This window comes from Virgibacillus phasianinus (assembly GCF_002216775.1).
GTDB classification, from domain to species: domain Bacteria; phylum Bacillota; class Bacilli; order Bacillales; family Amphibacillaceae; genus Virgibacillus_F; species Virgibacillus_F phasianinus.
Window position 1 is genome coordinate 1,172,047 of the sequence record NZ_CP022315.1, and the last position, 13,664, is coordinate 1,185,710.

Below are 13,664 nucleotides of genomic sequence, written 5' to 3' on the forward strand. Positions count from 1 at the left end.
TATCTTAAACCCAACTCATACTATGTTAATAGACATCGGTTAGAGGAGGGTTTTCTTATGCAGATTCACGTAGTCAAACAAGGGGATACCATTTTTAATATAGCAAATACATATAACACGCCTATGGAAACAATCATTAACGCTAACGAATTAGAGGCCCCCGGATCACTTGTAATTGGGCAGAGCCTTGTAATACCAATTTATGGACAATTTTACTTTGTCCAAAGCGGGGACAGCCTAACTTCTATTGCAAATAGGTTTAATATACCCCTTCAAGAACTTGCCCGGATTAATAATATTCCTGTTAACAACCAGCTGCCTGTTGGATTCCGATTATATATCCCGCCACAGCCAGAACCGCCTATCGTATCGAATGCCTACATTGAACCATATGGAGACACCGTATCCAGTACACTGGAAACTGCCGCTAGAAAAATATCGCCTTTACTAACATATTTAACACCTTTCAGCTATACCGTCAATCGTGACGGGAGCTTAGAAGCGCCGCCGCTTGATGATTTCAAAACTATTGCTGACAATAACAATACAGCATTGATGCTTACCGTTACCAATCTGGAAAATGGTGCATTCAGTGCAGAGCTCGGTCATATCATTTTAACGGTTCAGGCTGTTCAGAACAAACTGCTGGATAACATCGTTAACATTGCAACTACAGTTGGCTTTACAGATGTGCATTTTGATTTTGAATTTTTACCACCTGATGACCGTGAAGCTTATAACAGCTTTTTAAGAAAAGCAAAAGAACGGTTATCACAGGCCGGATTACTTCTATCTACTGCACTTGCACCGAAGACTAGTGCATCGCAGACCGGGGCATGGTATGAAGCCCATGATTATGCAGCACACGGGGAAATCGTTGACTTCGTTGTATTGATGACCTATGAATGGGGTTACAGTGGAGGACCGCCATTAGCTGTTTCGCCAATTAATAAAGTCCGTGAGGTTGTTGAATTTGCCTTGTCTGTAATGCCCTCTGACAAGATTCTACTAGGTCAGAATTTATATGGTTATGACTGGACACTGCCATATGTAGAGGGAGGAGAAATGGCAAAAGCTCTTAGCCCGCAACAGACAATCGCCCTAGCACGCAAGCAAAATGTTGCCATTGAATACGACCAGGAGGCACAAGCACCACATTTCAACTATTACGATGCACAAGGCAATGAGCATGAAGTGTGGTCTGAAGACGCAAGATCCATCCAGGCAAAATTTAATTTGATTAAAGAATTGAATTTACTTGGCATTAGTTACTGGAAGCTTGGATTGGCATTTCCGCAAAATTGGTTATTGCTACAGGCCAATTTTAACATTACTAAAAAAGAATAGTGATAAAATAGGCCGTGTGAACCTAAATTCGTTCACACGGCCTTTTTGCATTATTTCAATAAGTTTAATGCTTCACGGTTAAATGCTGGAATATCATCTGGCTGACGACTTGTTACTAACTGATTGTCACAGACGACAACTTCCTCGTCTTGAACATTAGCACCCGCGTAGTCCATATCTACTTGAATTGATTTAAAACCAGTTGCTTTTCTGCCTTCCAGTGTTTTCGCAGTAATTAATAACTGTGGTCCATGACAAATTGCAAATACTGGCTTTTTCACATCCATAAAGTGTTTGGCAAATGCTACAAACCGTTCATCCGCACGTAGCTGATCCGGAGAAAAACCGCCCGGAATGAATAGAGCATCAAAGTTATCAGGATTTACATCATCAATGGATTCATCAATGGTTACTGTTGCTTCGCCATTTTTACCAGTTACTTTGTTGCCTTTTTCCTTTTCAATGGTAACGACCTTATGACCGGCTTCCTTAAACGCCTTTGCTGGATCAGTATATTCCACGTCTTCAAATTTATCTGTTATAACACATGCTATTGTTTTACTCATCATTATCCGCTCCTTTTGAAGTTGATACATAGATGAGTCTTCCCCTTCATTGAAATATAAAACATTCCTATTTTAAAAGAGGCTAGAACGTAAGTAAAGAAAATCCGAATGAACCGGAAAATGGTGCATATAGCCGCTCCGGAAACATACGTCGCTTTCCGCGGGAGGCTGGTGAGCCCCCTCGTGCTAGCGAACTGTGGGGTCTCACCTATGCCCTTCCTCCCGCAGGAGTCTACGTATGTTTCCTCCGCTAATCAACAGCATATTCTTATTTTGGATTACTCTTTTTCTATATGTCCCCAGCCTCTTTATATTTTATACTATTCTTCTAAAGTAGATGTGTCGCCTGTTGGCAATCCGAGCTCCCAGGACTTTAGCAGTCGGCGCATGATTTTTCCGCTTCGTGTTTTTGGAATAGAATCCTTTACTTCCAGCTCACGAGGTGCCGCATGGGCACTTAAACCTGTTTTGATAAACTGACGGATTTCCTCAAGCAGTTCATTCGATTCTTTGTAGCCGTCGTTTAATGTAATAAACGCTTTAATAATTTCACCGCGCTCTGGATCGGGCTTACCGATTACCCCAGCTTCTGCTACAGCTGGGTGTTCAATTAATTTGCTTTCCACTTCAAATGGTCCTACACGTTCACCGGATGTATTTATTACATCATCCAGACGGCCTTGGAACCAGAAGTAACCATCTTCATCCATGTACGCACTGTCACCTGATACATACCAGCCGTTAACAAAATAACTCTCAAATTTGCTTGGGTTATTCCAAATTTTGCGCATCATAGATGGCCATCCTTCTTTAATAGCGAGGTTACCCATTTGATTTGGAGGCAGTTCATTGCCTTCATTGTCAACAATTGCTGCTTCTACTCCCGGGATTGGTTTCCCCATTGAACCTGGACGCATTTCCATCGAAGGAATATTAACAATTAACATCGCACCTGTTTCTGTCATCCACCAAGTATCATGGATCCGCATATTAAATGCTTTTAATCCCCAGGTAATTACCTCTGGATTGAGCGGCTCTCCAACACTCATGATGTGGCGCAGTGATGAAAAGTCATGGTCATTCACTTTTTCCTCACCAGCACTCACTAATTTCCGTAATGCTGTCGGCGCTGTATACCAGACAGTTACATTATTTTTATCGATTGTTCCATACCAATCATCTGGACTGAATCGACCGCCCCTGATAACGTTTGTTACACCGATTAACCATGGAGCAAATACCCCATAACTTGTTCCGGTTACCCAGCCAGGATCAGCCGTACACCAGTAAACATCATCCTCTTTCAGGTCCGCAACCCATTTACCTGTTGCATAATGCTGAATCATCGCATTGTGTACATGATAAACACCTTTAGGCTTACCAGTTGACCCAGATGTATAATGAAGTACCATGCCATCCTCTAAATCAACCCATTCGATGTCAAAGTCTGTGGAGGCATTCTTCATTTCTTCCGTATAATCAATGTATTTATCTCCTGTTTCGTTTGAGTCACCAATAAGAACAATCTTTTCTAAGTCTGGTAAATCATCCTGTGGAACGCGTTCTAGTAGTTCAGGAGTAGTAATAAGCATTTTTGCTTCACTATCCTGCAAACGGTCACGAACTGCCTGCTCCATAAACGCCTCGAATAATGGTCCCGCAATTGCCCCTGTTTTTAAAATCCCAAAGAATGTTACATAAAACTCTGGTGTACGCGGCAGGAATAAAAAGACACGATCCCCTTTATTCACATCATATTTTTTTAATACATTCGCAAATTGATTACTGGCTTTTCGTATATCATCAAATGTTAACTCTTCTTCACGATCTGGCGATGAATACAGTAACGCCACCTTATCCTTTTTATCAGGATTTTCCGCATGACGATCAATTGCCTCGTATGCAATATTCACTTTACCAGTTTCATTCCAGCTAAAGTTCTTTTTAATTTCATCCCATGAGAATCCATCACGTTTTTTATCATAGTCATCTAAGTTATAATTACCCTTTTGTGCAGGTATGTGCTGCGTTTCCACCCAATCACCCCATCATCTTTTTTTGAAATCGATTGCAAACACGCAATTGAAAATAGTTAAACTATTTAGGTAACTGTTTTCTATTTTAGAACATCACGTCCGATTTTTAAAGTAATTCACCTGTAAAAGTAAAAAGAAAAAGAAAAACCCTTACACCGCAATGGTTAGCAATGTAAAGGTTTTAGTAAGTGCCCCCGGCAGGATTCGAACCTGCGACACATAGTTTAGGAAACTAATGCTCTATCCCCTGAGCTACGGGGGCAAATATGAAATTTTTTAAGTGCCAACATCTATTATACAAAATTGTTGCTCAGATGAAAAGACATACCTATCAAATATGGAATAGACCCTTATGTTATGCTAAAATATAAGAACATCTGTATTGAATGGGGGAATACACATGGCAGAGGTTCCGTTCATTGCCATCGAAGGGCCGATCGGCATAGGAAAAACATCTCTAGCAAAGAAACTATCTGTCCATTTTGATTTTCATTTGTTAAAAGAAATTGTTGAAGAAAACCCGTTTCTCGGCAAATTTTACGATGACATTGACGAGTGGAGTTTCCAAACTGAAATGTTCTTTTTATGCAATCGATTTAAACAATTAGAGGACATTGAAAAAAAATATTTAAATGAACATAAAGCAGTTATTGCTGATTATCATATATCAAAAAACATGATTTTTGCAAAGCGTACCTTACAGCAGGATAAATTCGATAAGTACGAGCAAATATACCATATTCTAACAAAAGACATGCCAGTTCCCAACATGATGATTTATTTACACGCAAGTCTTGATACTGTTTTATCACGAATAAAACAACGTGGACGGGAAATTGAACAAAATATTAAACCATCCTACCTTGCACAATTAGCTGCTGACTACGAGGATTATATGAACCAATTTGAAGCACTGCATCCAGATATTCCTGTTATCCGGATCAATGGTGATGAAATGGACTTTGTGAAGCAGCAGGAAGATCTAAATAAGATAATTAAACAAGTGGAGAGCCACCTAAATAACCATAAGGAAACCGCGAAACGATGAAGGGGAAAACTACTATGAATTTACGAGAAAAGTACCACATACCAAACGACAGTATTATTACCATTGCTGGAACGGTCGGTGTGGGTAAATCAACAATGACAAAAGCACTGGCAAACGCCTTGAATTTTAAAACATCCTTTGAAAAGGTGGAGGCCAATCCATACTTGGAGAACTTCTATGCTGACTTTGAACGCTGGAGCTTCCATCTGCAAATATATTTTTTAGCGGAACGGTTTAAAGAACAAAAGAAAATATTTGAATATGGCGGTGGATTTATTCAGGATCGCTCCATTTATGAAGACACAGGAATCTTTGCTAAGATGCATTACGAGAATGGCACGATGTCAAAGATTGATTACGAAACATACACCAATTTATTCGAGGCAATGGTCATGACTCCATATTTCCCGCATCCGGACTTATTAATTTATTTAGAAGGAACACTTGACGAAGTATTGGAACGCATCAAAGTTCGCGGCCGCGAGATGGAGAAAAACACACCATTAAGTTACTGGGAAGAAATGTATACACGATATGAAAATTGGATTAATAACTTTAATTCCTGTCCTATTTTGCGAATCAAAATTTCCGACTATGATTTAATAAAAGAAGAACAATCCGTTGAACCAATTCTGGAAAAGGTCGGCCATTTTATACAACAGTCTAGAAAGTGGAAAACGAGAGAGCTAATAAAAAAATGAGAAATAGTCCCCGCTAATATAGAGAAAGAGGTAACTCACCCGAGATGGTGCTACCTCTTTTTATTTTCTCCAAGTTCAATCGAACGTTCCCGTGCACTTTTCACACAGTCCTTAATAGCATTTTGGAAGTTATACTGTTCAAGGGTTTCCAGTCCTGCCTGTGTGGTACCATTAGGACTGGTGATTTTCTTCCGTAAAACTTCAGCTGATTCGCCAGACCGTTTTAGCATTTCCCCTGCACCAATGATTGTCTGCATAATTAATTCATTCGCGACGTCCTTATCAAGACCCGATTTAACGGCCGCTTCTTCCATTGCCTCTGCTAAATAATAGATGTACGCTGGACCACTACCAGAAAGTCCTGTCACCGTATGCATATCCTTTTCCTGGATGATAGTTGTTGTTCCAATAGTACCAAATAAGGAAATAATATCATTTAGTTGTTCTTCTGTTACTCCCTTTCCCCGTGCAATAGCTGTAGCTGAATACCCAATGGATGAAGAAGTGTTCGGCATTGCTCGAATAATTGGTATATTCTCCCCAACTATCGAAGAAATCTGTTCAATTGAAATTCCAGCCAGCACAGAAACAACCACTTGATTTGGTGTAATATACTGCTTTATTGCTTCTACCGCAGATGTCAGGTCATGCGGCTTCATGGATAGTATAATTACGTCAGCATCTGTAATGGATTCTTTTCGATCAGTTGTACATTGTACCTGGTAGCGTTCCTGAAGTCGTTCCAATCGCTCTTTGTTATCTTTATTTGTAACATGAATCTGTTCAGCATGCAGATGTCTTTCATGAATGATTCCAGCAATAATCGACTCCGCCATTGACCCTGCACCAACAAAAGAAATTTTATTTAACATAATTTTACCTCCCATTCCAAGTTAGAAACTTTTTGATTATTAACTCCTTAAATCTTTATCCTTTCCGTTAGTGAAAACAAAAAAACCTGAAGATCCGTCCTTCATAAAAGGACGGATCTTCAGGTTACATCCGCGGTACCACCTTAATTGGCTTGCATTAGCCCACTTTCATTTGATAACGCAGAGCATACTGCGGTTAGCTTTTTATTCTAACAACTTCCAGGTAGGTTCAATGACACGACAACGATGGAATCTTTCAGCCTGTTGAATTCCACTCTCTAACGCGTAGGTACCAGTTACTTGGCCTGTTCATTGTTTTTCTCACTATATATTTCCACATAATATACTTCTATGTCTATTTATTGTCAAGTTTTAAGAAAAGTGCAAGCGTCCCTTGCTTATGACGGCAGCTTCTGGGCGCTGGAGCTAGACATATTTTCGTTTATACTTTCTGATCCTTTAAAAAAATAAAACCGCTGCAAGTTGCAGCGGTTTTATGTATCTCCAAAATTATGCGCTTTTTTAAGTAAATGGAGGAGGTAGAGGGATTCGAACCCCCGCGCGGTTTGACCCGCCTGTCGGTTTTCAAGACCGGTCCCTTCAGCCAGACTTGGGTATACCTCCGTAATCGACAAGTAATAATATATCATGGTTGAAATAGCTTGTCAATTATCTGGTGGAAAAAATTTAATTAATTTATGATAAAATGCCCACCAATACGATATATAAATTCCAAACTGAGTGTGTGGCGAAAGATACAGTCCAAGAATTTGTATAAAGATATAAAAACGTAAAAGCAATTCCTAATACTAATCCGAATAACGGATAATTGTCATGTCCTGATGCAAAGAAAATTACTGAAAATAGTACGCAAATCCATACAGGAATATACTTCCGAAGTTGACCAATGAGCAACTCCCTAAAATACAGTTCCGGGAGTTTGACACTTAAATATTAAGAAAATGCCTAAAAAGCCTTTCATGGCTTTATTTTTTTGTCAAATTTCCCGTTAAATTATTGAGTACTATTTAGTACCATGATATAATAGAGGTATCTTATAAGTTGTGAGGGATTTCTATGCGCATTAAAAAAAGTGTATCCAAGAATTCAGTCTCATATTCGGTTATTGAAAATGTCAGAGATATCAATGGAAACTCGACAACGAAGGTTGTCAAGGCATTGGGAAATGAACAGGAAATTCGTGAAAAACACCCCGGTGTTGATCCAGAGGAGTGGGCTCGAGAATATGCAAAAAAATTAACGGAAGAAAAGAAAAGGAACTCGGAGAAAGTTATCATCAAACAGGATCCAAACAAATATATATCCAAAGGAAATAAACGATCTTATAACATCGGTTACCTCTTTTTAAAGTCTATCTATCATCAATTAAAATTGGATAAAATTTGTAAAGAAATAACGGATAGGCACAATTTCTCTTATGATTTAGATAAGACTCTAGCCCTGTTAATTTATATGCGGATTCTACATCCCACGTCAAAAAGGGGTACTTTAGAGAAAGCAGATGATTTACTGGAGTCCCATTCGATAGAAGAACAACACATGTATCGTGCACTAGATATCTTAGCTAAGGAGTCTGATATCATTGAAAAGGCAGTATACAAAAATAGCACAGCAATCGTTGAGCGTAAAACGGAACTCCTATACTACGACTGTACGAATTACTACTTTGAAACCGAGGAAGCCGTTGGCTTGAAACAATATGGTATGTCAAAGGAAAATCGACCTAATCCCATCGTGCAAATGGGACTTTTCATGGATGGCAGTGGGCTGCCACTCGCCTTTGTCATTAATCCGGGGAATCAAAATGAACAACCTACATTAAAACCTTTAGAAAAAAGGATTTTAAAGGACTTTCAACTATCCAAGTTCGTTGTTTGTACAGATGCCGGATTGTCTTCGCATGAAAATAGACTATACAATTCAATGAACGATCGTGCTTTCGTAACAACACAATCCATTAAGAAATTGAAAAAGCATTTGAAAGATTGGGCTTTGAATCCTTCCGGATGGCATTGTGTTGGTTCTACTCAGGTAACCAATGACAAAAAAAAGAAACAATCGATTAATCTGAATAACCTTGACCTTGAAACAGACACGCAAATATATTACAAAGAACGATGGATGAATGAAAATGGACTAGAGCAAAAACTTATCGTTACTTTTTCACCGAAACATAAACGCTACCAAGCAAATATTCGGGAAAAACAGATAGAACGCGCACAAACAAAAGTGGACAATCCTTCTCGCATCGAAAAAAAGCGAGCAAACAATCCAGATCGTTTTATTCAGTCCACTCATGTCACAAATGAAGGTGAAATTGCTCAGAAAAGCAGTCATACGATTAACTCTGCGATGATTGATAAAGAAGCAGTATATGATGGTTTTTATGGTGTTTGTACAAATTTAGAAAACTCTCCAGCGGAAATCGTAAGAATCAATCAACGTCGCTGGGAGATAGAAGAATCCTTTCGGATTTTAAAAAACGAAATGCGGACACGACCTGTATTCCTCCAAAAAGATGAACGAATCAAGGCACACTTCCTAGTATGTTTTCTTTCATTATTGACCTATCGCTTGATTGAAAATAGAATTGATGAATCAGCTACATGTTGCGAAATCATTCAAACATTACGAGATATGAGAGTGTTGGAATATACAAACGAAGGTTATATCCCGACCTATACCAGAACGGATTTAACTGATAAGCTACATAACGTTTTCGGATTCCGAACGGATACCGAAATAGTTACCATACAAAAAATGAAAAAAATTTTAAAACAAATAAAAAACATAAATAGTACTCACTTTTGAGCATTAAAAAAACCACAAGAATGCCTGTTACAAAAGCATTTTTGTGGTTTTAACTGTCAAACTTGAGATAATATATCATGGTTGAAATAGCTTGTCAATTATCTGGTGGAAAAAATTTAATTAATTTATGATAAAATGCCCACCAATACGATATATAAATTCCAAACTGAGTGTGTGGCGAAAGATACAGTCCAAGAATTTGTATAAAGATATAAAAACGTAAAAGCAATTCCTAATACTAATCCGAATAACGGATAATTGTCATGTCCTGATGCAAAGAAAATTACTGAAAATAGTACGCAAATCCATACAGGAATATACTTCCGAAGTTGACCAATGAGCAACTCCCTAAAATACAGTTCCTCCCACAGCGGGCCAATCGTCACCATTGAAATCATTGCAATTAATGAATAATCATAATACAGGCCATATTTCATTGCTGTCTTAGTTTGCTCGTCTGCAAAGGGATCAATTAAAATAATGTACTTGTTCGAAAAATACATGATCAGTAATACCGCAACAGAAAAAGCAATGTTTTTGAAAACCAATAATTCACGCCAATTAAAGTGAGCTAGTACACTTTTTCTTATGGATTTAAATACAAGTAAGTAAATTACTACAAGGAAACCAAGAACCGGGATAAACCACTCTTTAAGAGTGAATAATACACCTCCAATAGCAGTCATCGGACCCACGGTAAAACCGTAAATCAACATAATAATAGATAGACCTATAATATGTATTAATATTGTTTTGCTTCTTCGCTTACGCATCGCAACACCTTCCTTTTTTGCACGGTAAATAGTAATTTATATCTATATATTAATACTTGTCGCTAATAATAACTACGGATTAATTCCATTTAAATAGTTTAATAGACCTATAATTTCGACAAAAAGTGACTTTTCTTCATATAAAAATTCCTCCAATCAATGAGAAAAGAGGAATTGGCTTTTTCTATAGGGAATTTAATTTATTTCCTTTTTACCACCCATATATGGGCGTAACACTTCCGGTACGACGACGGAGCCATCTTCCTGCTGATAATTTTCCAATATAGCCGCTACTGTTCGGCCAATGGCCAGCCCAGAACCATTTAATGTATGAACAAATTCAGGCTTTCCTTTTTCCTCACGTCTGAAGCGGATACCGGCACGCCTTGCTTGGAAGTCTTCAAAGTTGGAGCATGAAGAGATCTCCCGGTAGGTATCCTGGCTTGGAATCCATACTTCAATATCGTATTTCTTAGCAGCGGTAAAGCCTAAGTCACCAGTACACATGCTCATGACACGATATGGCAATTTCAATAATTGCAGAACTTTTTCAGCATTTCCTGTTAATTCTTCTAATACCTCATAAGAATTTTCCGGCTTAACAAAATGCACAAGCTCTACTTTATTAAATTGATGCTGCCGGATTAATCCACGAGTATCACGGCCAGCAGAACCTGCTTCAGAACGGAAAGATGCACTGAATGCTACATATTTCTTTGGTAAATCGTCATTTCGTAAAATGTCATCACGATGATAATTTGTAACCGGTACCTCTGCGGTCGGAACAAGGAAGTAATCCCAATCGGCAATTTTAAATGCATCCTCTTCAAACTTTGGAAGTTGACCTGTTCCTGTCATGCTTGTGCGGTTAACCATATACGGCGGAAGCATTTCCTCATAGCCATGATCATCCGCGTGCAAATCCATCATAAAGTTCAATAGCGCGCGTTCTAACCGTGCCCCAAGACCTTTATAAAAGACAAATCTGCTGCCAGTAACTTTTGCGGCACGTTCAAAATCTAAAATATCCAAGTTGGTCGCGATATCCCAGTGCGGTTGTGCTTCGTACGTAAAGCTTGGAACATCACCCCATGTACGTGCCAGCACATTATCATCCTCATCCTCGCCGATTGGTACACTCTCGTGTGGAAGATTTGGAATAGACAACAGCATTACTTCCAGCTTTTCTTCAATTTCCTTCAGCTCTGTATCGAGACTTTTAATTTGATCGCCAACCTCACGCATTTCTTTTATCGCAGGTTCAGCATCTTTTTTCTCTTTTTTCAAAACAGAGATTTGTTTAGATGCCGCGTTTCGTTTTGCCTTTAATGTTTCTGTTTCAGCGATTAACTCGCGGCGGCGAGTATCAAGCTCCTCGAACTTATCTAATTCTGATAGGTCTTCACCGCGATGTGCAAGTTTTGCTTTTACTTCCTGAAAGTTGTTGCGTAAATACTTCATGTCTAACATGATTTTTTCCTCCTTTGGTTAATTTAAGTTTAATTAAGTTGTGTAACCAATAACTCACTGCAATATCGGCCATTCTTGTGTTTTATCAGCCGTTATTTGGATTTAACGGCCGAATTTAAATTATATCGGCCATATTTCAAATATATCGGCTTAATTTGAAATATAACAGCCAAATCACGTAGATATCGGCCATTCCATAATGTAGCGCTTGGCAACACATACTCTCCAATAAAATGCAAAAAACTCCCGCCCCTAAAAAATAGGGACGAGAGTATGAATTCCCGCGATGCCACCCTGATTGAAGAAATTAATTCTTCCGGCTCGAAAATGTTAACGGTTTTTATCCGGGTTTACTTACTTGAACGTACATTCAGTAAACCAGTTTAAGGATGGATTCGCAGGCAGCTAACGTCGATTCACACCAGTCATCGACTCTCTTTAGGAAGCTGAACTGTTACTATTTCCTCGCATTACTGTTTAAATGATTATGATACATCATACATAATTATTTCTTAAGATGCAAGTGCCTTTTTAGATTCTTCCACCATTTTGACAAAGTATTCAACAAAACGGTTATCATCGGTTAGTTCTGGATGGAAGGCAGTACAAAGATACTGGCCTTGTTTCGCGGCAACAATCCGGTCCTGGTACGTTGCTAATACTTCGACTTCTGGTCCCGCTTCTTCTACATATGGTGCCCTGATAAATACAGCATTAAAATCTTCAGCAACTTGCTTAACCTCTAGCGACTGTTCAAAGCTTGCCACCTGACGGCCAAAAGCGTTGCGAGCAACCTTCATGTTCATCAAGCCCAAATGACCATTCTCCTGGCCTTCAATTTCAGTGGCCATCAGAATCAAGCCGGCACATGTACCGAAAATAGGTTTACCCTGTGCTCCAAATTCCTTTAAGGCTGTAAAGAAACCATAGCTATCAATCAAACGACGCATTGTTGTACTTTCTCCACCTGGAAAAATCAAGCCATCAATTTCATCCAGTTGTTCCGTACGCTTTATCTCAATTGCTTTTGCACCAGATGCCTCAACGGAACGAATATGTTCACGGACAGCACCTTGAAGTGCAAGAACACCAATTGTTGTCATACTAATTCCTTCTTTCTATTCACTGCGGTCCTGCATGCGGTCAGATCCAGACAATGTGCTCATTTCAATACCTTTCATTGCTGTACCTAGGCCTTTAGAAAGCTCACCGATTAGTTTGTAATCTGTGTAGTGAGTTGTCGCTTCAACAATAGCTTTTGCAAATTTCGCTGGATTATCTGACTTAAAGATACCAGAGCCAACAAATACTCCATCAGCGCCTAACTCCATCATCAATGCAGCATCAGCTGGAGTTGCCACTCCGCCTGCTGCAAAGTTTACGACTGGGAGACGACCTTCTTCGCGGATTTGCAATAATAACTCATATGGTGCACCGATATTTTTTGCAAATGTCATCACTTCATCCTTCGACATTGCTGACAATTGACGGATTTCGGATTGAATTTGGCGCATATGACGAACTGCTTCGACAATATTACCTGTCCCTGGTTCACCCTTTGTCCGCAACATGGAAGCACCTTCACCAATACGGCGAGCAGCTTCACCCAGATTACGACATCCACAAACAAATGGAACCGTATATTCTGCTTTATTTAAATGAAATACATCATCAGCTGGTGTCAGTACTTCACTTTCATCAATATAATCAACGCCCATTGCTTCTAGTACTCGTGCTTCAACAATGTGACCAATACGCGCCTTTGCCATAACGGGAATCGACACTGCATTCATTACTTGTTCTGTGATTCCAGGCTCAGCCATACGAGCTACTCCCCCAGCAGCACGAATATCAGAAGGAACACGTTCCAATGCCATTACTGCTACTGCACCTGCTTCTTCTGCAATTTTTGCCTGTTCGGCGTTCACAACATCCATGATTACGCCGCCTTTTTGCATTTCTGCCATTCCACGTTTAACACGTTCTGTTCCTGTATTTGTCATTGTAAGTCCTCCCGTA

12 protein-coding genes, 2 tRNA genes and 2 other annotated features are annotated in these 13,664 nt (G+C 39.2%); of the genes, 4 read left to right on the forward strand and 10 right to left on the reverse strand.

What is annotated here, in order from left to right; translation table 11 throughout:
- Nucleotides 1-57: 57 nt before the first annotated feature.
- Nucleotides 58-1,347, forward strand: coding sequence for a glycoside hydrolase family 18 protein (locus CFK37_RS06020; RefSeq protein WP_089061003.1), 1,290 nt, complete (start codon nt 58-60; stop codon nt 1,345-1,347).
- Between the two features lie 50 nt (nt 1,348-1,397).
- Here the strand turns inward: CFK37_RS06020 and CFK37_RS06025 are convergent, their stop codons facing one another.
- From CFK37_RS06025 to CFK37_RS06035, 3 genes are all read right to left on the reverse strand, one after another.
- Nucleotides 1,398-1,913, reverse strand: coding sequence for a type 1 glutamine amidotransferase domain-containing protein (locus CFK37_RS06025; RefSeq protein ID WP_089063550.1), 516 nt, complete (start codon nt 1,911-1,913; stop codon nt 1,398-1,400).
- A gap of 320 nt (nt 1,914-2,233) precedes the next feature.
- Nucleotides 2,234-3,949, reverse strand: coding sequence for an acetate--CoA ligase (gene acsA / locus CFK37_RS06030; protein WP_089061004.1), 1,716 nt, complete (start codon nt 3,947-3,949; stop codon nt 2,234-2,236).
- Nucleotides 3,950-4,138: 189 nt separating this feature from the next.
- Nucleotides 4,139-4,211 (reverse strand) — tRNA-Arg (locus tag CFK37_RS06035).
- A gap of 138 nt (nt 4,212-4,349) precedes the next feature.
- Between CFK37_RS06035 and CFK37_RS06040 the strand changes: the two genes are divergently transcribed.
- Together CFK37_RS06040 and CFK37_RS06045 are read left to right on the forward strand one after the other, a co-directional pair.
- Nucleotides 4,350-4,997 carry a deoxynucleoside kinase gene (locus CFK37_RS06040; RefSeq protein WP_089061005.1) on the forward strand — a complete coding sequence of 216 codons (648 nt, stop codon included), beginning with the start codon at nt 4,350-4,352 and terminating at the stop codon, nt 4,995-4,997.
- 14 nt (nt 4,998-5,011) lie between these two features.
- Nucleotides 5,012-5,698 (forward strand): deoxynucleoside kinase, encoded by a 687-nt coding sequence (locus tag CFK37_RS06045; RefSeq protein WP_089061006.1) that lies wholly within the window; start codon nt 5,012-5,014, stop codon nt 5,696-5,698.
- Nucleotides 5,699-5,748: 50 nt separating this feature from the next.
- On the opposite strand, the gene proC is transcribed toward CFK37_RS06045, so the two are convergent.
- The 3 genes from proC to CFK37_RS20685 form a co-directional block, all read right to left on the reverse strand.
- The gene (proC, locus tag CFK37_RS06050) at nt 5,749-6,573 is read right to left on the reverse strand and encodes a pyrroline-5-carboxylate reductase (RefSeq protein ID WP_172840552.1); all 825 of its coding nucleotides are present in this window, start codon (nt 6,571-6,573) and stop codon (nt 5,749-5,751) included.
- Nucleotides 6,574-6,674: 101 nt separating this feature from the next.
- Nucleotides 6,675-6,892 (reverse strand) — a binding site (T-box leader).
- A gap of 209 nt (nt 6,893-7,101) precedes the next feature.
- Nucleotides 7,102-7,194 (reverse strand) — tRNA-Ser (locus CFK37_RS06055).
- Nucleotides 7,195-7,266: 72 nt separating this feature from the next.
- Nucleotides 7,267-7,500 carry a CPBP family intramembrane glutamic endopeptidase gene (locus CFK37_RS20685; RefSeq protein ID WP_089061008.1) on the reverse strand — a complete coding sequence of 78 codons (234 nt, stop codon included), beginning with the start codon at nt 7,498-7,500 and terminating at the stop codon, nt 7,267-7,269.
- A gap of 147 nt (nt 7,501-7,647) precedes the next feature.
- Here CFK37_RS20685 and CFK37_RS06065 point away from each other — a divergent pair, with 147 nt between their 5' ends.
- Nucleotides 7,648-9,402, forward strand: coding sequence for an IS1634 family transposase (locus tag CFK37_RS06065; RefSeq protein ID WP_089060818.1), 1,755 nt, complete (start codon nt 7,648-7,650; stop codon nt 9,400-9,402).
- A gap of 125 nt (nt 9,403-9,527) precedes the next feature.
- On the opposite strand, the gene CFK37_RS06070 is transcribed toward CFK37_RS06065, so the two are convergent.
- From CFK37_RS06070 to pdxS, 4 genes are all read right to left on the reverse strand, one after another.
- Nucleotides 9,528-10,175, reverse strand: coding sequence for a CPBP family intramembrane glutamic endopeptidase (locus CFK37_RS06070; RefSeq protein WP_089061009.1), 648 nt, complete (start codon nt 10,173-10,175; stop codon nt 9,528-9,530).
- 195 nt (nt 10,176-10,370) lie between these two features.
- Complete coding sequence (serS, locus tag CFK37_RS06075; protein WP_089061010.1) at nt 10,371-11,645, reverse strand: serine--tRNA ligase; 1,275 nt, start codon at nt 11,643-11,645, stop codon at nt 10,371-10,373.
- Nucleotides 11,646-11,903: 258 nt separating this feature from the next.
- Nucleotides 11,904-12,125: a binding site (T-box leader), on the reverse strand.
- Nucleotides 12,126-12,157: 32 nt separating this feature from the next.
- On the reverse strand, nt 12,158-12,748 hold the full coding sequence (gene pdxT, locus CFK37_RS06080) for a pyridoxal 5'-phosphate synthase glutaminase subunit PdxT (protein WP_089061011.1): 591 nt from the start codon (nt 12,746-12,748) through the stop codon (nt 12,158-12,160).
- Between the two features lie 15 nt (nt 12,749-12,763).
- On the reverse strand, nt 12,764-13,648 hold the full coding sequence (gene pdxS / locus CFK37_RS06085) for a pyridoxal 5'-phosphate synthase lyase subunit PdxS (RefSeq protein WP_089061012.1): 885 nt from the start codon (nt 13,646-13,648) through the stop codon (nt 12,764-12,766).
- Between the last annotated feature and the right edge of the window lie 16 nt (nt 13,649-13,664).